The organism is Mesorhizobium sp. P3_A8 (assembly GCF_056402995.1).
The window spans coordinates 214,538-237,990 of record NZ_JBFUGI010000009.1 but is presented as its reverse complement, the minus strand read 5'-3'; the positions used below and the strand labels follow the sequence as shown (position 1 = coordinate 237,990).

21 protein-coding genes are annotated in these 23,453 nt (G+C 62.0%); 11 read left to right on the top strand and 10 right to left on the bottom strand.

Annotated features, from left to right (window positions below):
• Positions 1 to 348: 348 nt before the first annotated feature.
• The 3 genes from AC1DX4_RS22180 (at position 349) to AC1DX4_RS22170 (ending at position 3,987) form a co-directional block, all read left to right on the top strand.
• Positions 349 to 2,628 (top strand): hypothetical protein, encoded by a 2,280-nt coding sequence (locus tag AC1DX4_RS22180; protein ID WP_477222309.1) that lies wholly within the window; start codon positions 349 to 351, stop codon positions 2,626 to 2,628.
• 419 nt (positions 2,629 to 3,047) lie between these two features.
• On the top strand, positions 3,048 to 3,779 hold the full coding sequence (locus AC1DX4_RS22175; RefSeq protein WP_477222308.1) for a hypothetical protein: 732 nt from the start codon (positions 3,048 to 3,050) through the stop codon (positions 3,777 to 3,779).
• Positions 3,780 to 3,849: 70 nt separating this feature from the next.
• Positions 3,850 to 3,987, top strand: coding sequence for a hypothetical protein (locus tag AC1DX4_RS22170; protein ID WP_477222307.1), 138 nt, complete (start codon positions 3,850 to 3,852; stop codon positions 3,985 to 3,987).
• 7 nt (positions 3,988 to 3,994) lie between these two features.
• On the opposite strand, the gene AC1DX4_RS22165 is transcribed toward AC1DX4_RS22170, so the two are convergent.
• Positions 3,995 to 5,086 (bottom strand): hypothetical protein, encoded by a 1,092-nt coding sequence (locus AC1DX4_RS22165; RefSeq protein ID WP_477222306.1) that lies wholly within the window; start codon positions 5,084 to 5,086, stop codon positions 3,995 to 3,997.
• On the bottom strand, positions 5,083 to 5,205 hold the full coding sequence (locus AC1DX4_RS22160) for a hypothetical protein (RefSeq protein ID WP_477222305.1): 123 nt from the start codon (positions 5,203 to 5,205) through the stop codon (positions 5,083 to 5,085). Before AC1DX4_RS22160 ends, AC1DX4_RS22165 begins: the two co-directional genes overlap by 4 nt.
• Before the next feature lie 438 nt (positions 5,206 to 5,643).
• Between AC1DX4_RS22160 and AC1DX4_RS22155 the strand changes: the two genes are divergently transcribed.
• Genes AC1DX4_RS22155 through AC1DX4_RS22125 form a run of 7 tightly spaced genes read left to right on the top strand, consistent with a single transcriptional unit; the run spans position 5,644 to position 12,746 of the window.
• On the top strand, positions 5,644 to 6,825 hold the full coding sequence (locus AC1DX4_RS22155; RefSeq protein WP_477222304.1) for a carbohydrate kinase family protein: 1,182 nt from the start codon (positions 5,644 to 5,646) through the stop codon (positions 6,823 to 6,825).
• 59 nt (positions 6,826 to 6,884) lie between these two features.
• Positions 6,885 to 7,661, top strand: coding sequence for a glutamine amidotransferase (locus AC1DX4_RS22150; RefSeq protein ID WP_477222303.1), 777 nt, complete (start codon positions 6,885 to 6,887; stop codon positions 7,659 to 7,661).
• A 27-nt stretch (positions 7,662 to 7,688) separates the two neighbouring features.
• Positions 7,689 to 8,459, top strand: coding sequence for an ATP-binding cassette domain-containing protein (locus AC1DX4_RS22145; protein ID WP_477222302.1), 771 nt, complete (start codon positions 7,689 to 7,691; stop codon positions 8,457 to 8,459).
• A gap of 34 nt (positions 8,460 to 8,493) precedes the next feature.
• The gene (locus tag AC1DX4_RS22140) at positions 8,494 to 9,480 is read left to right on the top strand and encodes an autoinducer 2 ABC transporter substrate-binding protein (protein WP_477222301.1); all 987 of its coding nucleotides are present in this window, start codon (positions 8,494 to 8,496) and stop codon (positions 9,478 to 9,480) included.
• A gap of 46 nt (positions 9,481 to 9,526) precedes the next feature.
• Positions 9,527 to 10,474, top strand: coding sequence for an ABC transporter permease (locus tag AC1DX4_RS22135; protein WP_477222300.1), 948 nt, complete (start codon positions 9,527 to 9,529; stop codon positions 10,472 to 10,474).
• Positions 10,471 to 11,430 (top strand): ABC transporter permease, encoded by a 960-nt coding sequence (locus AC1DX4_RS22130; protein ID WP_477222299.1) that lies wholly within the window; start codon positions 10,471 to 10,473, stop codon positions 11,428 to 11,430. The genes AC1DX4_RS22135 and AC1DX4_RS22130 overlap by 4 nt, the downstream gene beginning before the upstream one ends.
• Entirely contained in the window at positions 11,430 to 12,746 is a 1,317-nt protein-coding gene (locus AC1DX4_RS22125; protein ID WP_477222298.1) for a M20 family metallopeptidase, read from the top strand. Before AC1DX4_RS22130 ends, AC1DX4_RS22125 begins: the two co-directional genes overlap by 1 nt.
• A gap of 18 nt (positions 12,747 to 12,764) precedes the next feature.
• Here AC1DX4_RS22125 and AC1DX4_RS22120 read toward each other — a convergent pair whose 3' ends face one another.
• From AC1DX4_RS22120 to AC1DX4_RS22090, 7 genes are all read right to left on the bottom strand, one after another.
• The gene (locus AC1DX4_RS22120; protein WP_477222297.1) at positions 12,765 to 13,643 is read right to left on the bottom strand and encodes an SMP-30/gluconolactonase/LRE family protein; all 879 of its coding nucleotides are present in this window, start codon (positions 13,641 to 13,643) and stop codon (positions 12,765 to 12,767) included.
• Positions 13,644 to 13,679: 36 nt separating this feature from the next.
• On the bottom strand, positions 13,680 to 14,642 hold the full coding sequence (gene kce / locus AC1DX4_RS22115; protein ID WP_477222296.1) for a 3,5-dioxohexanoate:acetyl-CoA acetone transferase: 963 nt from the start codon (positions 14,640 to 14,642) through the stop codon (positions 13,680 to 13,682).
• Positions 14,639 to 15,586, bottom strand: a complete 948-nt coding sequence (locus AC1DX4_RS22110; RefSeq protein ID WP_477222295.1) for a 3-hydroxyacyl-CoA dehydrogenase — start codon at positions 15,584 to 15,586, stop codon at positions 14,639 to 14,641. Before AC1DX4_RS22110 ends, kce begins: the two co-directional genes overlap by 4 nt.
• A 10-nt stretch (positions 15,587 to 15,596) precedes the next feature.
• Complete coding sequence (locus AC1DX4_RS22105) at positions 15,597 to 16,403, bottom strand: SDR family oxidoreductase (RefSeq protein ID WP_477222294.1); 807 nt, start codon at positions 16,401 to 16,403, stop codon at positions 15,597 to 15,599.
• A gap of 13 nt (positions 16,404 to 16,416) precedes the next feature.
• Complete coding sequence (locus AC1DX4_RS22100; RefSeq protein WP_477222293.1) at positions 16,417 to 18,492, bottom strand: ABC transporter permease; 2,076 nt, start codon at positions 18,490 to 18,492, stop codon at positions 16,417 to 16,419.
• Positions 18,489 to 20,015, bottom strand: coding sequence for a sugar ABC transporter ATP-binding protein (locus AC1DX4_RS22095; protein WP_477222292.1), 1,527 nt, complete (start codon positions 20,013 to 20,015; stop codon positions 18,489 to 18,491). The genes AC1DX4_RS22100 and AC1DX4_RS22095 overlap by 4 nt, the downstream gene beginning before the upstream one ends.
• 103 nt (positions 20,016 to 20,118) lie before the next feature.
• Positions 20,119 to 21,246, bottom strand: a complete 1,128-nt coding sequence (locus tag AC1DX4_RS22090; protein ID WP_477222291.1) for a sugar ABC transporter substrate-binding protein — start codon at positions 21,244 to 21,246, stop codon at positions 20,119 to 20,121.
• 219 nt (positions 21,247 to 21,465) lie between these two features.
• Here AC1DX4_RS22090 and AC1DX4_RS22085 point away from each other — a divergent pair, with 219 nt between their 5' ends.
• Complete coding sequence (locus tag AC1DX4_RS22085) at positions 21,466 to 22,140, top strand: GntR family transcriptional regulator (RefSeq protein ID WP_477222290.1); 675 nt, start codon at positions 21,466 to 21,468, stop codon at positions 22,138 to 22,140.
• 159 nt (positions 22,141 to 22,299) lie between these two features.
• Here AC1DX4_RS22085 and AC1DX4_RS22080 read toward each other — a convergent pair whose 3' ends face one another.
• Positions 22,300 to 23,205, bottom strand: coding sequence for a LysR substrate-binding domain-containing protein (locus AC1DX4_RS22080; protein ID WP_477222289.1), 906 nt, complete (start codon positions 23,203 to 23,205; stop codon positions 22,300 to 22,302).
• Positions 23,206 to 23,453: the final 248 nt, after the last annotated feature.

The following is a 23,453-nucleotide window of genomic DNA, read 5'->3' as shown; positions in this document are numbered from 1 at the left end:
CATCTCCTTTTTTTCTTCAAAACTCTCTATCGGCTTCTTCCAAGGCGAGCATTCGTCAGGTAATTTGCAACCGAGTTCGCGCGCTACATTGTGCAAACGACAAGACCATCGGCCGTACTTCGGGGGAACGCTATGGCAGCTGTGAGGACGGCCATCATCGCCATCCACGGCGTGGGGGAACACATCAACGGCCAAACAGCGAAGGCCGTCGCACAGCAACTACAGCGTAACGCACCTACCATATATCCTGGGCCCGAGTTGACCTCGATCTCAATTCCAGTGACCGGAAGCAACCTACCGATAGAACCGGATAAATCCGTGGAGTCGCGGAAAGCCTGGAGGCTTCGCTTGGGTATGGGATCGCCATTCAGGGCCCGTGCAGAGAATGCCGGCCCAGATGTCGATGTTGAATTCTCGGAATCCCTTCTCAAGGGCGGCACGACTTACAACGAGATTTACGAAACCGTCCGATACAGCATGGCGCCGGGCGACACGAGAGTCGAAGTTTTCGAGCTTTACTGGTCCGACTTGTCCCATGTTGGCAAGAATGCAACCGCATTGATCGGCGAGATCTTTCAACTTGTCATTCACCTTGCGAGCCTTGGCCGGACGGCGGCGATAACTGCCTTCCCGGCCGCCGAAGCGTGCGGGATCAAGAATTCGTGGAACAGATTCTATGGGCTGAATGCTTTTTCGTACTGGCTGCTGGCAACACCGATCGTCCTCGGAAACCTGGTCCTTGTGCTGCTCGGGCTCTTGACCGTGCCGGCGCTGCTGCTGTTACCGAAGAGCGGCCTGGACATTCTCACGAATGCCTCCGTGCAGGCGTTCGCCTGTCCAGGCATCGTCGCCTTGTTGGTCGCCGCACTGTCCATGCGCTTGTGTATTGGCAACCACAACTACACCTCATTTTCCAAGCAGTTCATGGTGGTCCTGCCCTTTGCTCTGGGAGCAGCGGCGGGAGCCATATTCTACGGCCTTCAGGGCTGGCTCTCAAATGCACAGGTGGGCTTTCCCTATATCCTCACCGGCTTGGTATTCTGCCTGCTGGCGGTTGCAGGTGACACTGCCATGAAGGCTTATGACCGAATCCGGCCCGGCGTGCTTTTTCTCTGGCGCATCGTGGGGGTTGTGTTGGTCTTTTGGATGGCAGGGGTGGCCTACAAGCTGCCTCTGTTCACGACGGATCCGGTGCCGAGCCTGTTAAGTTGGATCGGCCACAGCGCCGAAGGTCCTTTCGTTGTCCTCGTTCTCGTCTGGAGCGGGCTCTACATAACAAACTTGGCGATGTTCGGCTTTGGATGCGTGATCCCATGGATATTCTCGAAGGCAGCCACCGCGGGTAACCGCGCAGTCCTCAAGCGCTCAATTCACACTTCTTTTATCGCGGCGTCGCTGCCAGCGCCTGTCTTCCTTGCAGTGGTTCTGACCCTATGGGCCGCAGTTTACAACATATTCAAGACGCTCCTGCCGAACTATCCATTTCAGCCATGGGCGACGTGGTTTCTCGGCAGCGAAACGGTGCCCATCGACAAGTTCGTCGTCAAGCTCATAGATCTCAGCGCCAACTCCCTGTTTTTCATTTATGTTTTAGCGATGCTGCTTGCTGGTCTGGTCGCTTTTTGGGGACTCGCACCCTCCATTTTCCGTGAGCTTTTTCCAGGCGATCTGTCAGAGGCGAGGCCGTCTGCGGGGCCAATGCAACGTCTCAGCCTGTGGCTCGACGGGGGCTACTCGCTCCTGGGGGTAGCCGCCGTCCTCGCCGGAGCTGGATTTTTCATTATTTTCCCCTGGGGATCGCTGGAGGCCTTCTGGCACGTCAGCGTTATCGGCGACGATCTGGGCACTCAACCGCCGCTATGGAACTCTTTCGTTGCTCTCGCCCGGATTTTCGCTGGTGGCGCCGCTGTTGGGCTTATTGCTGCGTCAAAGGGTCTGCTCCAGCTTTTCGGCGACTCTTTAAGCATCAAACCGTCGCCATGGTCCTCTTTCGCCACTTTCGTCGGGATTTTCGTTGGTAGTGTGACTGTCGGATTTATTGCCGCGTCAAAGCTCCTGCTCAAATCCTTCACTGAGACGATTAATCGCTTTCGAGTTTTGATAGACGTCGCGCTCGACGTCGATAATTGGTTGCGGGAGAGGCCGCGCGGCAAGACGCCCCGCCTACGGATTTTCGCGCGCTTTGCTGCTTTGCTGAATTTCATCGCGGAAAACAAATATGACAGGGTGATCATTGTAGCTCACAGCCAGGGCACGGTCGTCGCGACAGACTTCCTTCGCTATATGAAGGCGAAGAAATGCCTCTCCAGATATCCACCAATCGATCTGCTCACCCTCGGATCGCCGCTCCGGCAGCTCTATGCATGGCGCTTTCCTGCCCTTTACCAATGGGTCAACCGTCCGGTCACGCAAGGCCAGCCCGATGCAGGTCCCGTTCCCAAAGACTGTGGCCTTGGGAAATGGATAAATATCTATGGCAGCGGCGACTACGTCGGACGCGAGTTGTGGAATGGCGAAGGATCGATCGACGGCACCGGCTTGGAAACCTGCATCGGAGCGGAAGCCCACACCCACTATCTCGATCAGAATTGCAAGGTGGTCGCCACTCGGATGGCTGCGTTGATATAGCGACTAGGCAGCCGAGCCCAAGGAGTACGCCAGCATGAAGGGCCTGTTGCTGATCCAGGTGACGACCAATAGGGCGACCAAGTCGTGATCGCCAAGAGGAAAGCTAGGGCGTTCTCGCTTGATGCATCTGGCCATGATTTCGTCATCGACTTCCTTATTTCAAAGCCTTTCCGATAAACCACTCGACCACGTTGGGTTGACAGCCAGGACCATGGTCTTGGCCGGCATGGGACTTCAGTGCCATGGCGGTCGATTGGCGTTGATTTATCTGGGATATCAAATGCTTACGGATCTCGCGGCTACCAGGCTCGCGTATTGAGACTGTATTTGTCTAAAGTTTACTCTGTACCGTTAGCGATTCCTCATACGACGCTTCCTTAGCTGTCGGGCGGATGGCGATTCCCCGAGGAGGTTACCCCATGACAAACCGAAAAACTCTGTTCGCCGCACTTGCCGCGTTGGCGCTTCTGGCATCTCCGGCACTCGCCGGAGCCGGCGGCAACGGGCACGGGGGTGGCAATGGTGGCGGCAACGGCAATGGCGGGGGCAACGGTAACGGCGGGGGCAATGCTGGCGGCAATGGCAATGGCAAAAGCGGCGCTTCGCACGGCAAATCGTCGTCAGCCCCGGGACAGGTGGCCAAGTCGGAGACGGACACCACGGTCGATACGACCGAGGTCTCGTCCGTGCACAAGGAAAAGAACATCCACGCCAAGCTTGGCCGGCTGAACTCGCTGCAGCGCAACTTCAACGCCTATATGAACTCGAAGAGCAAGAAATTCGCCGCCATTCAGGCCTATGCGACGCAGTCCGCGAAAGCCAAGGTCGCGCAGGCAACGGCCGCCGCCGCCCAGGCGCAACTGGCTACGCTGAAAGCGCAACTGACCGCGCTGCAGGCAGACTCGACCGCCACTGCCGCACAGATCCAGGCTGTGCAAGATCAGATCACCGCTCAGCAAGCCGTTGTCGATGCTGACAACGCGGCGGCTGCCGCTGCGACTGTCGGCACAGACCAGGCATCGCTCGATGCAGCGCTGACGGATATGGCCAACAAGCCGGTCGATCCCGAGGTCACGGCCTGGGCCCAAGGCGTCCTTGCCGGCAAGATCGATCAGATGGCTACCAAGATCGAAGCGGAGACGACGCCTTAAGCGTCGACTAAAACGGCAGCAGCCGATCGAAGAAGAGCCGCCGGGCACCACCCGACGGCTTTGCTATTTCTTGACCATCGAAGAAAGCCGGCCTGTTGCGGTCTCCGGCGCCCTCGGTCCTGCCCGGCACGAAATGGAGATCGGCGCGCACGACATCATCGTCGGCCGGAAAGGCCATTCCAGCATGAACGGCCTGCTGCTGATCTAGCCTCGCATCACTTCAGCCCGACCAGCCGCCTCAGGCGCCGACGCAAGCTCATTGCAATTACTTGGCGACGAAGGCGGTCGATTTCGGCGTTGAGTCCGGCTCGCTCTGCGGCGTGCGCCGCTGCGGCCGCACTCAGCTCTTCCTGACTGACCCTGGCCCGATCGAGCGCTGCATTCGCGGCGAGCTTTTCCTCATTGATCCCTGCGTCCTGGATTGCCGCATTCGCGGCCAGCTTTTCCTGGTTGATCCTGGCTCGTTCGAGCGCCGCATCTGCGGCCAGCTTTTCCTCTCGAACGCTGCGGAGCTCGCGGCGTAACGCAATATTGTCTACCTCCACAGGGCTCGGATATCGGATTTGCGGCTGGGGAATCACTGTACCCGCTGCCGATAGCCCTTTTTGTGTTGCAACCTCGTCGCCGATCCTGACCTTGGCAAGCGAAGCAACGCTGGCATGTGCCTCACGAGCAGTTTGCGGAGATACGTCTATGGGCAGGATGGGTTTCAGCGTGCGGTAGAGATATTCCCAGTCTTCGACCATCCGCGGGAAGACTGGAAAAACCAGTGGGATTTGGGCCTCGGCGGCACGATGAACCAACCTGTGGAAGCTGACGGCCAGCAGTCTGGCCTGATCGAGCGGATTGAGTGAAAAAACCAGCCCGCCGGGGGTCACCCCGGCTACTTCCCAGGTTCGATCCAGCTTGTCCGCAACCCACGGCTGGGTCTGATGAATCGATCGATACTCCGCCACGGCGCGGCTGGTAGCGGCCTCGACAAGATCCCGAATAGGAACCACCAGCGCATCGATCGCAAATCGCTTGCTGCCCAGGATCTCCTCAATATATTCCCCAGCCCACGGTGACTTGAGGACATAGGGCAGATCCTGGTCCGGCTGGACCAGCAGCATTTGTTCCAACCCGGCATTGGCGGAAGAAGACCAGCCAGCCCCCGCTTCACCGTAGCGTCCGAAGCTGGTGTCCAGACCAAGGGCAGTCAGATACTTGACGAGAAAGCTTGTCCCAGCCCGGCCTGTTCCAGCAATCAAGAGATGACGCCGGGGCGACGCTGGTTCGGCACCTGAACTGGTAGAGGTCTCGGTCATCGCGAAATTCCGATCTCACGTCTGTTGTGAATCGCCATGCCGTTCTCAGGCGTCATTTTATCGACGCTGGAGCCGTCATGGGCCGACTCCGGACGGCAAACCTTCAGCAGCAGGGTCATAAGAAGCCGATCCGTTGGAAACAAGAAACTCTACGGCAATTGCAGCAACTGGAATTTGTCAGCTACGTACCAACCGGATTTGAATGTGGCAACGCCCTCAAACTTCAGTCTCGGGCGTCGAAACCAGAGAACGCGCCTTGCCCATAAAACGCGCCGCGTCTCGGTTTCTGTGGGCCGCTTGCGGCTGACGAAATGGCAGCTGCGCCGAGCACCGATCAGGCTGGCCGGCCAAACAAAGTGCAAAAGATGCGAATGCACAATCTTTTTGCCGAAAATTGAAAAACGTTCAAATTTGGTAACGCGAATTCGGGTTTCGGCCACATCATGGTTTTGGTTTCTAAATCCAGACCTACACTACCCGCTTTTTGGAAGATAATTCCGTTGAGGTGTCGCATCTCCCCTGTTACCGTTTGAAACGCTTCAATCGGAACCAGGCAATTGCAACGCAAGCGCCCTACCATAGCGGATGTCGCACGAACCGCCGGTGTCTCCATCGGCACGGTTTCGAACTTCATCAATGGCACTGCCGGCCTTAGGGAAGACACCCGCGACCGCATCGAGAAGGCGGTTGCCGCGCTGATGTACCGGCCGAGTTCGTTCGCCCGTTCGTTGCCAGGCCGAGCACCCCGCAGGCCCAAAAATCTCGACCACCTGCCAAGGCTTCTGGTCGCCGGACGCGTCAGCGTCGACTTCCTGTGCCGCGTCGACGTGCTGCCGCATCGAGACGACCGCATCACCGCCAGCCATATCGAAAAGGCGCTGGGCGGACCGGCGGCCAATCTCGCGGTTGCCGCGGCTGGCGTTGGGGTGCCCTATGCCCTTGACGTGGAACTGGCGACTGCGGTCGGCAGGGATGCAGAGAGCGACTGGGCGCTGGGCGAGCTCGCCAAACTCGGTGTCCACGCCCTCCCCATCCGCAGCACGCCCAACAACCGGCTTTCGCAGGCGATCGTCATCATCGAGCGCAATGGCAGCCGCACCATCATCAGCGAACCATTCGAACTGGGTGAGGTCGACCTGACCGCCAATCTGGACATCCAGCCCGAGCAGCGCCCGGCCTGCCTGCATATCGAGGGCTTTCACTATGAGACGATGACCGCCTCCATCGCGCGCTTTCATCATGCCGGCTGGAAGGTGAGCCTGCATTCGGCCGGCCTGCCCAAAAGCGCGCGCACGCCGGAGGCTTTTGCGCAGATGGTCAGGCAGATCGACCTGACCTTTATCAACGACGTGATGATGCGGGAGATTTTCGGCTTTCGCACCGGGATGGCGACCATGATCGAAGAGGTGCGGTTGATGCTGTCGCGCATCAAGCCGCGCGGAACGGTCGTGCTCACTCTTGGCGAGTTTGGCGCGGTCGTCTTCCCGTCGGGCGGCGGCCCACAGATCGAGGTCCCGGCACTGCCGGTCAACCGCGTCGACGCCACCGGCGCCGGCGACAGCTTTGCCGGCATCTTCCTGAGTCTGTGGCTGCATGGCGCGTCGCTGGATGCTGCCGCCCGCTATGCCGCGATCGGTGCGAGCCTGACGACCACCGTCGAAGGCGCGCAGGGCTACATAGCGGATTTTGCGACCCTGAAGGCCACCGCCTTGGCGAACGACACTGTGATGGCGAGTTAAATCAAAGACTTATCGATTTCCAGACACCCGCCCATGGGCGAAATCAGGAGAATATGATCATGGCGAAAGCAAAAGTCCTTCTGGTCGGCGAGAGCTGGATGAGCTCGGCGACCCATTACAAGGGCTTCGATCAGTTCGGCAGCGTCACCTTCCATCTCGGCGCAACGCCCCTCGTCAATGCCTTGAAGGACAGCGAATTCGATCTCGACTACATGCCGGCCCACGAGGCTGTTGAAAAGCTGCCTTTCACCATGGAGGGCCTGTCGCAATACAAGGCGCTCATCCTCTCAGACATCGGCGCGAATTCGCTCCTGCTCCACCCCGATGTCTGGCTGCACGGCAAGACGGTCCCCAACCGGCTCAAGCTTCTGCGCGACTGGACGCTGGCCGGCGGCGGCCTGATCATGATCGGCGGCTACTTCTCCTTCCAGGGCATCGACGGCAAGGCGCGCTGGCATCGCACCGCGGTCGAGGATGCGCTACCGGTGACCTGCCTGCCCTACGATGACCGCCTGGAAGTTCCCGAGGGCTTTCGGCCTGAGATCATTGCCCCCAGGGATCACCCGCTCTTTGCCGGTATCGACGGTGAATGGCCCATTCTTCTCGGCGCCAACGAAGTCGTTGCCCGCGACCGGGACGACGTCGAAGTCCTGGCACGGCTGCCGCAGGACCAGGGCGGCCACCCGCTGCTGGTCACGGGACGCCATGGCGAAGGGCGCACCCTGGTCTGGACATCGGATATCGGCCCGCACTGGCTGCCCAACAGTTTCGTCGAATGGCCCGGCTATGCCCGCCTTTGGACCAATGTGCTGCGTTGGGTGAGCAAGACCATCTAACCGATCCGCAATCGCTGGATGACCGTCATGACAGAACCCTTTCTTGTCGCCAGGAACATCGCCAAGCGCTTCGGCGCGCTGACGGCGCTTTCAAATGTCGACCTGGAAATCCGCTCCGGCGAGGTGCTGGCGCTGCTCGGCGACAATGGCGCGGGCAAATCGACCTTCATCAAGATCCTAGCGGGCGCCCACCCGCCGAGCGACGGCGAGCTGGTCATCGAAGGCAAGCCGGTCGCGTTTTCCTCGCCCAAGGATGCGGCGTCATCGGGGATTGCCACGATCTTTCAGGAGTTGGCGCTCTCGGAGAACCTGTCGATCGCCGAAAACGTCTTTCTCGGCCGCGAATTGAAACGCTCCATTTTGGGCATTCCATTTCTGAAGCGTCAGGAAATGCGCCAGCGCGTCGATGGCCTGCTGAAGGAGCTCGATGCTCATATTTCGGATCCGGAAGCGCCTGTCGGCAGCCTGTCGGGCGGTCAGCGCCAGGCCGTCGCCATCTGCCGGGCGCTCAATCTGAACGCCAAACTGGTCATTATGGACGAGCCGACGGCGGCTCTTGCCGTCGCCGAGACCCGCAAGGTCCTGGCCTTGACGCGGCGGCTTGCCGCGCGCGGCTGTGCCGTCGTCCTCATCAGCCACAACATTTCCGAAGTCTTCGACGTTGCCGACCGCATCGTCGTGTTCCGGCGCGGCCGCAAGGTCGCCGAACGGCTGGCGGCCGAGACCAATCACGAGGAAGTCGTTTCGCTCATAACAGGCGCTCATCCCGACGTGCGGGCGCTCGAAAAAACAAACTGAAACGCACGTCATTTCCAGAGAGGATCAAACCACAATGCTTTCACAGTTCAAGAAAGTGCTCGCCGCCTCCGCCCTGTCACTCGTCATTGCCACGGCAGCGCACGCCGCCGACAAACACAAGGTCGCCTTCGTCCCGCAGTTGATCGGCATCCCTTATTTCAACGCCATGGAAGCCGGCGGCAACCGCGCCGCCAAGGACCTCGGTGTCGATTTCATCTATTCCGGCCCCGTCGACACCAACCCGGTCGACCAGTTGCAGATCGTCCAGAACCTGATCGACCAGGGTGTCGAGGCGATTTCGGTCAGCGTGCTCGATGCCTCCAGCATCGCCCCCGTTGTCGAGAGCGCCAAGGCGAAGGGCATCAAACTGTTCACCAGCGACAGTGATGCGCCCGACAGCGGCCGCGCTGTCTATGTGGCCCAGGCGACCGACGAAGGCCTCGGCACCACGATCATCGACGAACTCGTCAAGCGCGTTGGCGAGGACGCAACGATTGGCATCGTCTCCGGCGAGGCGACGGCGTCCAATCTCAATGCCTGGATCGGCTTCATGCAAAAGCAAGCCACCGCCAAATATCCGAAGCTGAAGCTGCTCGCGCCGCAATTCGCCGGCGGCACGGCCGAACGCGCCGCGCAAATCTCCGGCGATCTCATGGCCGCCAACCCCGATATCAAGGCCATCATTGCCGTCGCATCCTCGACCTGCCCGGGCGTTGCCCAGGCCATCGAAACCGCCGGCAAGATCGGCTCCGTGATCGGCGCCGGCTACTGCAGCCCGAACACGGCGCGCTCCTACCTGAAGAGCGGTGCCTTCGGCTTCACCGTGCTCTGGGACCCCGAACAGCTCGGCTATCTCACGGTCTGGGCCGGCAAGCAGCTGATCGACGGCAAGGCCTTCGAGGCGGAGAACAAGATCGCCGGCCTGGAAAAGCCCGTCACCTACGATGCCGCCAAGGGCATCCTGCTGCTCGGGCCGCCGGCTGTCTTCACCAAGGACAATGTCGACAAGTTCAACTTCTGAGCCTGACATGAGCGCGGTGCGACAGTCTGCAAACGGTGTCTTCTCCATGAACGGACGCGAGTGGTCTCTGCTTGTCGCCTGTTTGCTGGCGATCATCATCTTTTCTGTCGCATCGCCCCACTACGCCACCTCAGGCAATGCGGCGACGGTGCTGCGCAACAGCGTCGAACTGTTGCTCATCGGCCTTGGCATGACCTTGCTCCTGGCCATGGGCGGCATCGATGTGTCGATCGGCATCGTCATGGGGCTCGCGGCCATCGCCATCGGCCGCGTGCTCGGTGCCGATGGCAATCCGGCGCTGGCAATCATTGTCGGCCCGCTGGTCGGGGCATTGCTGGGATGCGTGACGGCAACCGTCGTCGTGCTGGGCCGCGTTCCGGCCATCGTCGCAACGCTCGGCCTGCTCGGCGTCTACCGCACCGCCGTCTTCGTCCTTCTCGGCGGGCAATGGCTTTCCGGCCTGCCATCGAGCCTCACCAATATTCTTGCAACGACCGTACTCGGTGTCCCCGTTCCTGCCCTGGTGATCGCCATTGCCTATCTCATCGTCTGGCTGGCGTTGCGGCGAACGCCTTATGGGCTGAATTTGCTGGCGATCGGCAATTCGGAGGAAAAGGCGCGGCTGTCCGGCATACCGGTCATCAAGACCCGCTTCATGACCTTCCTCATCAGCGGCTTTCTGACCGGCATTGCCGCCACTTTCTATGTCGCCACCTACCGCAATGTCGAAATGACGATCGGCAGCACGCTGGCGCTCGATGCCATTGCCGCGGTCATTCTCGGAGGCACAAGCATATTGGGCGGCAAATGCAGCCTGATCGGCACGGTGCTCGGCGTGCTTCTGTTGCGAATCCTGCAGAACGGATTGCTTTTGATTGGCGTCCCCTCGCTCTGGCAGCCCGTCGTCACCGGTGTTCTCATCATCGGCGTGCTTGGCTTTGAGGCTGTCTCCAACCGATTGTCGCTTGGCCTGATACAGCGAGCCCGCGCATGAAAACGCTCCGCAACCTGCAGGGCCCAGCCCTCACCTTGGCCTTGCTCTGCGGGCTCTGGCTGATCGTGATTGTCGGCCTGTTGGCGCTCCGGCCTTCGGTTTTCAACCTCGGTACTGTCACCACCGTCCTTCAGTTCTCGACGATCCTGGCGCTGGTCGGCCTTGGCCAAGCGCTGGTCATCCTGGCTGGCGGCGCCGGCATCGACCTGTCGGTCGGCGGCGCAGTGTCGCTCTCGGCCATCCTTGCCATGCTTTGCATCAAGCTGGGCTTGCCGCCTGTCCTGCTGCCGGCCGTCTGCATCCTGGCAGGCGCCCTGCTCGGTGCGTTGAACGGATGGCTGGTGAACGGGCTCGCCCTTCTCCCCTTCATAGCAACGCTCGGCACATTCTTCGTCTATTCCGGCGCGGCACTTGCCGTCACCGGCGGTGGAGCCCAGGCGGGCGTGCCTTCCTGGCTGCTTGCGTGGGGGCGTGGCGTTGTCATGGGCATTCCCATGCCTTTTCTCACCCTCGCCATCCCGTGCTTCGTGCTGGCCGGCCTGGTGCTGATCTCGACGGCCTGGGGGCGCTGGATCTATGCCATGGGCTTCAATGAACGTTCGGCCAAACTGGTCGGCATTCCGGTCGATCGCGTGCGCTTCATTCTCTATTGCTTGAGCGGCGCTCTCGCTGGTGCTGCCGGCCTCGTTTCGCTCGCCTGGCTCGGCAGCGGCCGGCCCAACATCGGCCAGAACCTCGAACTGGAATCGCTCACCGCCGCCATGCTCGGAGGCATCGTCATCACCGGCGGCCGTGGCGGCGTCGGCGGCGTGTTCGCGGCCGTCCTGCTGCTGGTCACGCTGAAGACCGGCCTTCTGCAATTGAACATCAACACGGTTTGGCAGGTGGGGATTGTCGGCGCCCTTCTGGTGTTCGTCCTTCTCGCCGACCGACTTTCCCAACGTTGGAGATCATGATGCCGTCCAAAGAAGAGATCATCGCCGCGCGCGTCGAGGCAGCCGCCGACCGCATCGTCGCAACGCTGAGCGATCTCGTCGCCTTCCCCTCGATCGTGAAATCCAATCCGAAGGAGGCCGGCCCCGGCGAGCGTGATTGCCAGCTCTATCTGCAAAAGCGCATCGAAGCGCTCGGCTTCTCGACCGATCTCTGGGATCCGGACGGGCCGGCGCTCTACGAAAAATACAAGGGCCGCGCCGGCGCCAACAAGGGCAGGACTTTTGAAGGCCGGCCCAATCTCGGCGGCGTCCTGAAGGGTACAGGCGGCGGACGCTCCATCATGCTCACCGGCCACATCGACGTCGTCCCGCCGGGCGCCGCCAGCCACTGGACGACCGACCCGTTCCAACCCGTGCTCAAGGATGGCTTCCTGCACGGCCGCGGCACGGTCGACATGAAAGGCGGTGTTGCCTGCATGCTCATGGCCGTCGAAATCCTCAGGGAACTCGACATGCCCCTGTCCGGTGACATCGTCTTCACCACCGTCGTCGACGAGGAAATCGGCGGCATGGGTTCGCTCGCCATGGTCGATCGCGGTTTTCACGCCGACGCCGGTATCATGACCGAACCGACGGCAAACAAGATCGCGCCGCTCTGCCACGGCATCCTGTGGGGCAGGATCATCATCGACGGCATAGGCGGCCATGCCGAACTCACGCCGAATGCCTGGTATTCGAGCGGCCCGGTCGATGCCGTCCAGCTTTGCCGGCAAATCCTCGACGGTATCGACATTCTCAACCGGCGCTGGATGTTTGATCCCCGGAAAAACCATCCGCTGATGGACCTGCCCAACCAGATCATCGTCACCCAGATCAATGCCGGCGAACACCCCTCCTCCATGGCAGGACGCGGCGAGATCATCATCGACGCGCAATATCTGCCGAGCGAGCATGACGAGTTCAGGCTGGGCGGCAACGTCAAGCGCGAGATCGAAGAGCATATCGCCAATGTCTGCCAGGCGGATCCCTACCTGCGAAAACACCCGGCCCGTATCGAATGGATTCTCGACGCGGACTGCGCCGAGATCCCGTCGGACAATCCGTTCGTCGGTGTCTTTCAGCAGGCCGTCGAGGAAGCCAATCTGTCGCCCGTTCTCAGTGGTTTCGGCGCGCACAGCGACATCGGCCTGCCGACCGGCCTTGGCAACACCCCGACCGTCAACTTCGGCCCGGGCGACCCGGCGCAGGCGCATCAGCCGAACGAACGCGTTTCGGTGCGCGATCTCGTCGATTGCACGAAGGCGATTGCGATTGCCGTCGAGAAATGGTGCCGCTGAACTCGCAGCGGGTTGAAGTCACCCGCCAAACCGCGGCTCCGGAACACCGGTCACCCCCAGGCCTGTAATCGCGAACAGGCTGCCGCGCAGCACACCGTCGCCGGGAAAGCGCGGCAGCGGCGGCTTGGCCATCGAGGTGACGTAGAGCGTGTCGAGCTTCGGCCCGCCGAACATTACGCTGGTGATCTTCTTCACCGGCATGTCGATGATGCGATCGACGGTACCGTCAGGCGCATAGCGCACCAGGCGGCCATCATAGACCAGCGCATTCCACAGATAGCCCTCGGCATCGACGGTCGAGCCATCGGCCGCGCCGCCCTTGCTGGTGTCGACGCGCACAAAAGTACGGCGGTTGGTGGCCGCACCGGTGGCGATGTCGTAGTCATAGGCCCAGATCTCGCCGGTCCAGGTGTCGGCGAAATAGAAGGTGCGGTCGTCGGGGCTCCAGCACGGACCGTTGGAGCAGATGATGCCGGAATCGATCCTGGTGACGGAGAAATCCGGATCGAGCCGGTAGAGCCCGCCTGATGGCCCCTCCTCCATCGTGTCCATCGAGCCGGCGAAGAAGCGGCCGCGCCGGTCAACCTTGCCGTCATTGAGGCGGTTCATCGGCCTGTCCGGCTCCGGATCATGGATCAAGGTCACATCGCCAGAGGCAAAATCGAGCAGATGGAAGCCGCGCTGCAGCGAGACGACCGCGCCGCTGCCATCCTTGCGCAGCGCCATCGAGCCGATCTTCATCGGCACGTCCCAGGAGCGTATCTCGCGCCCGTCAGCGGTGGCGCGGAACACGCGGCCGTCGAAACTGTCGATCCAGTACAGGCGCTCCTGTTCGACGTCCCATAGCGGGCCTTCGCCCAGCGTCGTCTTCACGTCCACCACGACTTCGATCTTCATGCCATCCTCCTCTGTTTCGACGACTGCAGCGACTGGTCAGAAGGCGACCTTGTCGCCGCCCTTCAGCGACAGCATCTCGCGCGCCTCGTCCGGCGTCGCCACCTCCATGCCAAGCCCCTCGATGATCTTGCGCGCCAGCAGGACCTGCTCGGCGTTCGACTTGGCGAGCTTGCCCTTGCCGGCCCACAGGCTGTCCTCCAGCCCGACCCGGATGTTGCCGCCAAGCGCTGCCGATTGCGCTGCGATGCGCAACTGGCTGGCGCCAGCGCCGAGCACCGACCAGCGGAACTGGTCGCCGAACAGCCGGTCCGCGGTGCGCTTCATATGGGCGACGTCTTCGGGATGAGTGCCGATGCCGCCGAGCAGGCCGAACACCGACTGCACGAAGAATGGCGGCTTCACCAGCCCGCGATCGGCGAAATGGGCGAGGTTGTAGAGGTGCGCAATGTCGTAGCACTCGAACTCGAAGCGCGTGCCATTGTCGTAGCAAGTCGCCAGGATGTACTCGATGTCCTTGAACGAGTTGCGGAAAACGAGGTCGCGCGTCGCCTCCAGATGCGGCTTTTCCCAGTCGAACTTGAAGGTCTCGTATTTGTCGGCGAGGTGATAGAGCCCGAAATTGATCGAACCCATATTGAGCGAGGCGACTTCCGGCTTGAACTGGGCAGCCGGGCGCACGCGCTCCTCGACTTTCATGTAGGGACTGCCGCCTGTGGTGATGTTGATGGCGGCATTGGTGCCTTGCTTGACGCGCGGCAGGAAGCGGGCAAAAGCCTCCGGCGTCTGGTCGGGCTTGCCGGTTTCCGGGTCACGCGCATGCAAATGCAGGATCGCGGCACCGGCCTCTGCCGCGGCGATCGCCTCCGAGGCGATCTGATCCGGCGTGATCGGCAGATAGGGCGACATGGTCGGCGTGTGGATCGCGCCCGTCACCGCGCAGGTGATGATGACTTTGCCCCTGGTTGCCGTGGCGCCGGGCTTGCGGCTGGTTTCTGTCATTGTCCGAACTCCTGATCCGATTTTTTCTTGTGCGCCGCCAGCGCCATCAGCCGGCGATCCCGCCACACCTGCCGCTCACCCAGGCCTTCCCTGGGCAAGCGCTTGCCGCGCTCGGCCTCGACGGTTTTCATGACCTCGCCGGCCCAGTCGACCCGGCGCAGCATTTGCGGGAAGATGTTGGAATAGATGCCCTGGTAGCGTTCAACATAATCTCGCACGCCGCCGGGCGCATTGAGGTCGATGGTTTCGAACGGACCCATGAACGACCAGCGCAGCGCCAGCCCGTCGCGGATGCCGATGTCCACATCCTCGACGCTGGCATAGCCATCCGCGACAAGCCGGAAAGCCTCCTCCAGCAAGGCGCCCTGCAAGCGGTTCATGATGAAGCCGTCGAGCTCGCGCTTCATCACCAGCGGCGCATGGCCGGCGTCGATGAGGAAGGCGCGGGTTCTTTCGAGCGTCTCGGCTGAGGTCCACGGCGCCGGCACCACCTCGGCCGCCGGAATGAGATAGGGCGGGTTGATAGGATGCACGACCAGGCAGCGGTGCCGCCCTTGCAGATGGTCGGTGAATTTCGACGGCAACAGCGCCGAGGTGGAACTGGCAATGACCGTATGCGGGCCGGCAAGGCCATCTATCAGGGAGAACACCTGCCGCTTGATCTCGAGGTTTTCAGGCGTGTTCTCCTGGACATGGACTGCATCGGCCAGCGCCTCCGCCAGCTCCGTTACGATGGCGATGCGGCCAAGCACGGTGTCGACGGATTGCCCGCGCAGCAGATCGTTCGCGGCAAGGTCGCCGAGCACGCCGGCAATATAGTCGCGCGCACCACCCGTCGCGGCAGGCGACTGGTCCCACATGCGTACATCATGGCCGGCGCGGGCGAAGCTGATCGCCCAGGCCCGCCCGATGAACCCGCTTCCGACAATCGCGACATTGGCCATGGATTGTTCCTCAGAGTGTTTCGACGTTGCCGTCGACGCCGAGCGACTGGCCCGAAATGTTGATGCCTGCATCGGACAGCAGGAACGCCACCATCGAGGCCACGTCATAAGGACTGGTCATGCGGCGCAGCGAGATGTTCTGCAGATAACGCCCGGTCATCTCCTCGTGGCTGATGCCGACCTGCTTGGCACGTGCCGAGATGACGCCTTCGATGCGCGGTCCCTCGATGATGCCGGGCAGGATGGCATTGACCCTGATGCCATGCGGCCCGAGCTCCTTGGCGAGGCTCTGCGTGAAACCGATGACGCCGAATTTGGCCGCAGAATAGGGCGTGCGGAACGCATAGCCGTGACGGCCGGCCGCCGATGACATCGACACGATCGAGCCGCCGCCCGCCGCCTTGATCAGCGGCACGGCGCGCCGCGCGCACAGGAACTGGCCGGTCAGGCAGATATCGATGCAGCGCCGCCAGTCGTCCGGCTCGATCTCGTCGACGCCGCCGGTCGGTCCGGCAATGCCGGCATTGTTGATCAGCGCGTCGAGCCCGCCGAGCTTCTCCTTGACCGTCTCGAACAGCCGGTCGACATCATCGTCGCGCGAGACATCCGCCTTGACCGCCGCAACCAGGTCGATCTTGCCCGGCGCGGCGGCCAGCGCTTCGTCGGAAACATCGCAGACGACGATGCGTGCGCCGAGCCGCGACAGCGTGTCGGCGATGGCGAAGCCGATGCCGCCGGCGCCCGCCGTCACCAGCACGCGCTGGCCTTTCAGCCCGGCCAGAAATTCGTCCGCCGATGCGGGTGCCTTTGTGCTCATCGTCCTGTCCTTTTCAATGCAGCCGCCGTTCGCGCAGCGCCATGACGGCACCCAGAACGACCAGCCCGTAGAGAATTGCCCTTGTGGCGTAGGGGAGCGTGGTGCCGGCCAGCAGCATCTGCAGCGCCGTCAAAAGCAGCACGCCGCCGAGCATGCCGAGATAGTGGCCGCGCCCGCCGGTGATCAGCGCGCCGCCGACCACCACCACCGCGATCGACGGCAAGAGATAATCGTCGCCCATGCCAAGGCTCGCCTGGCCGGAAAAGCCGGTCAGCATGATGCCGACGATAGCCGCGCAAACGGCCGACAGCATGTAGACCAGGATCAGTGTGCGCTCGACGCCGATGCCGGACAGCCGCGCCGCGCGCAGCCCGTTGCCGATGCCGTAGACCCGGCGCCCGAACGGCGTGCGTCCGAGCAGCAGCACCGCCCCGACCACGAAGACGACCATCAGCAGGACGATCGGCGTAACGAAACCGAGCTTGGCTGTCATGAACCAGCGCAGCATCGGCGAGGAGAACCCGGCCGGCGTTCCCTGCGAATAGATCAGCGCGAAGCCCTGCAGAATGCCGTTGGTGGCGAGCGTCATGACGATCGGCGAGATGCCGAGATAGGCGATGCCGAAGCCATTGGCGAAGCCGATGGCGCAGGCCATCACCAGCACAACCGGCAAGGCGTAGAGAAGCGCCGAGTCGGAGCCATTGACCATGCCGGCCAGGATGATGCCGGAAATGCCGATCGTCCACGGTACGGAAAGATCGAGGCCGCCGGTCAGGATGACCGTCCCCTGCCCCAGCGCCAGGACGGCGAGGAAGGACGACAGCACCAGCAGGGAATTCCAATAACCCGGGTTGAGGATGGCACGGCCGAGCCAGATTTGGGTGACGATGACGATGATGAGCAGGCAGACATAGGCGGGCAGCGCATAGCGCAGCGTCTCGGCGTTGCGCAGGCGGAAAGCCGGGCGCGGCGCTGCCGAACCGCGCTGGCCTTGCGAAGGCCCAGTGATCTTCAGCCGCCGGTCGATCGGTTCGAGCTGCGAGGGCAATATGCCGGCGCGCCAGGCGGCGATCCGCGCTCGGGCCGCGCGCAGCTGCACGGCAAGCACCGACGCGTGAGACAAGGATCCGGCAAGGGCCGCCAGCACCAGAATGGTGCCTTCCGCGATGGTCGCATAGTAGGCCGATACGTTCAGCACCAGCAGGATGTTCACCACCATCATCAGGATATAGGCGCCGAAAACGCTGCCCACCAGACCGCCCTGCCCGCCGCCAAGGCGCGTGCCGCCGACCACCACTGCCGCGAACATCGACAGCAGCAACGGATTGCCGACCAGCGGGTCGCCACTGCCGGTCTGCGCGCTGATGAACACGCCGGCAAGGCCGTAGCAGCCGCCGGCGATTACATAGACGGCAAAGCGCACCAGCACGACATTGATGCCGACGGCAGCCGCCGAATCCGGGTCGCTGCCGACGGCATAGAGCGCTGTGCCGAAACGGGTTCCCTTCAGCCAGAACCAGGCGAGCAGGACGACGCCGATCACGACCAGCGGCATCGGCAGCCAACCGGTGATCGCGTCGCCCAGATAGAAGGTGCCGAGATCGGGCGAGACGAAGCCGCCGGGCTTGTCCATCACCAGCAGCGTCACACCTTGCAGGATGAACATGGTGGACAGCGTCACCACGATCGGCTGCATGCGCAGCACCGCGATGAAGAAGCCGTTGAAGGCACCCACCGCCATGCCGACGCCGATACCGACCACGCTCCACAGCAAGATGCTGGCGCCCGGCGCCATCGGGTCCATGCTCGATGCCAGCACGGCGTTGACCAGCGAGATCACCGCGCCGGCGGACAGGTCGAAGCCGCCCGACAGGATGACGATGGTCTGGCCGATCGCCGCCAGCGCCGAGGTCGCGCCGCCGCTCGACAGAAACGACACGTCGAAATAGGTCAGCGGACCGGCACTGATCCCGTCAACGATGAAAAGCAGGTTCGCAAGCACGGCTGCGGCGATCAGCGCGCCGCGATTGCGCATCAGCGCTCGGCGCAACCCGAAACCAGCGGAAGCAGGAGGTGAAACGCTGCTCATGCGGCTTCTTCCCCGGCATGGCCGAGCGCCGGGCGCATGATGGCGGGCTCGGTGATGGCGTCACCTTCGAGCTCGGCCGCGATCCGCCCGTCATAGAGAACCAGGACCCGGTCGCATTGGTGGACGAGTTCGGGAATCTCGGTCGAATGCAGCAGGATCGAGCCGCCGCCGGCGACGTAGTTTCGCATCATCACATAGAGCTCATGCTTGGTGCCGACATCGATGCCGCGTGTGGGGTCGAACAGAAGCAGGATGCGGCTCTGCGCCACCAGCCATTTGGCAATGGCGATCTTCTGCTGGTTGCCGCCCGAAAAAGCCCCGGCCCGTGTCCACAGCGCGCGGCGGTCGACCTCGACGGTGGCGAATGCCTCCTCGACGGAGCGGGTCTCGGCCGCGGCATCGACAAGGCCGAAGCGTGTGAAGCGCGACACCACGGGCAACGTGGCGTTCTGGCTGCCCGACAGTTTCAGGAACAGGCCTTCGGATTTACGGTCTTCCGGCACCAGGCCGATCGCCATATTGGGCCGCAAGGCATCGGCAGGCGAGCCGAGCCAGACCTTGCGGCCGTCGACAAGGACGTCGCCACGGATGATTTCGGCCATGCCGAAGCAGGCCAGGAACAGATCCTGCTGACCCATGCCTTGCAGTCCGGCAACGCCGAGGATCTCGCCCCGGCGAAGGTCGAAGCGCGCGCCGTCGAGCTTGCGTCCGACCTTGAGGTCGCGCACGCCCAGAACCGGTGGACCGAAGGCCTGGGCGCCGTCGGGTTTGGGCGGGAAGGTCTGCTCGATGCTGCGGCCGATGATCTTCTCGATGACATCACCGTCGGTGACATCGGCAACCGGCGCGGTGACGATGTGGCGGCCGTTTCTCAGGATCGTCAGCGTGTCGCAAAAGGCGCGCACCTCGCGCATGCGATGGGTGATGAAGACGATGGTCGTGCCCGCAGCCTTCAGCCTGGCGATGATGTCGCCCAGCCAGTCGACATCGCGGCCGGCGAGCGTCGAGGTCGGCTCGTCGAGCAAAAGGATGCGCGGCTTGCGGTAGACGGCACGCGCAATCTCGATCTTCTGCCGCACCGAAAGCTCGAGTTCGCTCACCTCCGCGTCGAGATTGACGGAAAAACCGAGCTCGTCGATGTGGCTGCGGACTGCCTTGCGGGCCGCATTGCGGCGGATCAGGCCGGAGACGCCGACGGGAGCGTAGGGCAACAGCATGTTGTCGAGGACCGAGAGATCGCGCACCAGGGTCATCTCCTGGAAAGCCGTCTGCACGCCGAGCGCATGGGCCGTGCGCGGCGCGCCGTAGCCGATCTCCTTGCCGAAGACCCTGATATGACCCGCACTCGGCCGCACCAGTCCCGACAGCAGTTTCACCAGTGTCGACTTACCGGCGCCATTCTCACCCAGCAGCGCATGGACGCTGCCGGGCGCGATGCGGAACGATACGCCGTCCAGCGCGACTGTCGCGCCGAACGCCTTGCCGATACCGTCAATCTCGATGGCGGGGAGCTGTTCTGTCATATCCTCGATCGCAGGCTGCGCACTTTTGGGCGCCACGCATTGGCGCCGATCGACGATGCACGGACAAGATATCCGTGCATCGTCGCGATTGGCCTTGGGAGGCTCAGTTCTCCGGCTGTCCGACGAGCGCGGCGTTCAGGCCGATCTCCGGCGTCTGGTCGGAAAAGATCGAAGCGAACCAGCCGGGATTGGACACCAGCGACGGCTTGAAGACATTGCAGCCGGCCTTCATCTCCGCCCATGTGCCTTCGTCGCATAGCTTGATCGTCTCATTGGTGACGAGCGGCAGCGGCAGGATCGTGGTCTTCGGCACGTCCTTGCCTTCGATCGCCTCGACGGCAAGTTTTAGCGCCAGCGCACCGGAATATGGTGGAGAGGCATAGGAAATGCGTTGCGCGCCCGATGGTGCATAGGGCGGAGCCGCACCCTCGACGTCGGTGCCCTCCGGCAGCATCTGGATGCGGCCGCCATTGGAGCCTTCGCCGGCGCACGGCAGGAGTTCGCTGGCCTTCTTGCCGGCCTCGAGCTGCATTGAGTTGGCGGTGAAGCAGCCGACCTGCATCCACAACCCGTTGATGTCGCCCCAGCTGCGCGTGGCGAGGATCTTGGAGAGCTCGGTGCGGGCGACTGCCTGGCTCCACATGCCGACAGCCTCGCCGACAATCTTGATGTCGGGATATTTGGCAAAGACTTCCTTGGCGGCCTTGGTGCGCTGGTCGTCGACCGATGTGCCGGGAACGCCCGTAATGGCGATGATGTTACCCTTGCCATTGAGCTTCTTGACCAGCCATTCGGCGGTTACCCTGCCCGCTTCCAGCTGGTCGATGTGGACATTGTAGGCACAAGGTTCGGTGATCTCGGCGTCATAGGCAAAAACCTTCACGCCCTTGTCGCAGGCATTCTTCACAACCTGATTGAGCGCGGTCGGCGAGATCGGATAGACGACGATCGCCTCGGCGCCGCTTTGCACCATGGCGTTGATCTGCTGGATCTGGCGTTGTGCGTTGGGCCCGGCGACCTGGACCTGCAGGTCGACCTTGTCGGCAAGGCTCTTGTGAGCGGCCATGGCCTTGACCATGTTTGCCGCCTCGGCCTGCCAGTCATTGCCGATGTAGCTCATGCTGAGAAAGATCTTGTGCTTTTCAGCGGCTTGCGCGCCCGACATGCCAACGGCGCAAGCAGCCATGCCCGCCAGCAGCGCGAGCCGCCGGACTTTCAATCCGATACCCATGTGAATTCCTCCCGAAACGAACGACCGAATGCCTCCCGAGGACACGAAACGTAGCCCTCGCCATCCGATGTCGATGACCCTAACATCATTTGATCAAAGATCAATGATGAATTCACTTTGTATCAAAACAACGATTGCCAGCGCTTGACGCCGCGGCGGGAACCTTGCATTCCGGACACGGGTGATGGCGCAGCCTTTGCGCGGGAAGGTTGACGGGAGATGACTGGATCGGCGTTCAGGAAGCCCGGTGTCGAGATCGTTCCACTGTCCAAGGAAACTCTGCAGGACAGGGTTTATAGTCAGGTCACTGAACTGATCCTCGACGGCAGCATCGTACCTGGCGAAATGGTCACGGTGCAGAGTCTCGCCGACGCGTTTGGCGTCAGCCCGATGCCGGTCAGGGAGGCGCTGCGGCGGCTGACGGCCGCCAACGCGCTGACAGTGGTGTCGGGGCGCTCGATCGGTATTCCGGCACTCAGCCGCGAGCGGCTCACCGATTTGCGCAATGTGCGTTTTGAGATAGAGGCCATCGCTGCCGGCTGGGCCTCGCAGAAGCGCAGTGAGGCGGACCTTGCGATTTTCGCGCGCGATCTGGACTCGCTGGAACGCGCGAATGGCGCGGACGACGTAAAGGCTTATCTCAGGGCGAACTACACCTTCCACTTCGCGATCTACCGGGCGGCAGGCTCCGAGACCCTGCTCAAGATCATCAAGGATCTATGGCTGCAGATCAGCCCCTATTTCAACATGCTGCATGGTTCCTACTCGACCGCGAACACGTACCATAAACAGATGTTTGCTGCCCTGCGCGACCGGAATGAGGAGGCGGTGCGGATCGCGATCCGCGCAGACATCGACGCGGCGTTCGACGTGCTGGTCGATCTGCTGAAATAGGATTGCTAAGCCGGCTAAGGTGTTTTGAGATTCAGATCAGGCCGAGCCGAAAATGGTGGCTTGCGAGAACCGGAGCGGAGCGGACATTTGGGTCCGTGAGCACCGGAAGCGCAGAGAGCCGCCATTTGCAGGCCGGCATCACCTGAATATCAACACACCTTAAAATAAGCGCATGCCTCCGCTCACATTCTCCTCGAGCGCGGTTCGGAATTCCCGCTCGAACGCCTGCTGCAGCATGGAAGAAACCTGGGCTCTGTTTCTGACCATGTAGATGTCGCAGAGAAGATCGGGGCTGAAGGGGCGTATCGTCAATTTACCGGCCCATCGTGCCGCCGAGAACGGATCGACGATCGACACGCCCAGGCCCTGTGCGACCAGCGCGCACGCCGTATCGGCGAACGGCGTTTCGAAACGGTGGTCGACGGCAACGCCGGCATGATCCAGAACACGCTCGATATCCTGCCGCGTGCGGTCCTCGCGGCCAAGCGCGATGAATTCCTGACCTTCAAGCTGGGCTGCGAAAATCACGCTATCATTGGCGAATGCATGGTCGAGCGGCGCCACGCAGACGCATTCCGTCTGGAAAATCAGATCGCAGGCAATGGCTGGATCCACCACCGGCATCTGAATGAGGCCGATGTCGATCTCCTTGTTTGCCGTCAACTCCGCGATCCGCAGCGAGGCCGCCGGAAAGATGCTCATGCGCGCTTTCGGGTGATGCCCGGCAAATGATTTCAGGAAACGGGGCAAGACGATGCTGGCAAGCGCCGGATAGACACCGATCATCAGCCGCCCGGCTTCCAGTTGCCTGATATCTCCTGCCAGGCGCCGTATCCTTCCCATTCCCTTGACGATCCGCCCGACCTCTTCGTTGAGAAGCATGGCTTCCGCCGTCGGAACCAGACGTCCCGCCCGACGAATGAACAGCGGGATTTTCAGCGCATGTTCCAGGTTCGAGATATGCGCGCTGACCGAAGGCTGGGCGATGTGCAGAATCTCGCTCGCGCCGGTCACCGTTCCTGCCTCCATGACCGCCCGGAATGCTTCAAGCTGCTTGTAGTTCATCAGCGACCCCCAGCTCGATTGAGGCAAAACCTATAGGAAAAAGCTATATTCCGCGCAACATTTCATATTGGAATGCGTCGGAAGTTTCCTTTCTAGTCGAGCGAATAGCCTGCCCCAGTCTGTTCTGGATAGGCATTCGCCGACAGCGGAAAAAATCGATACCCCCGCCTGCCCTGTGTGAGGATATCGGTTTTTCCTATCGCCGGCGGTGAGGCTGCGGGCGTTTCAAAAACAAGAGAGGGAGCTTC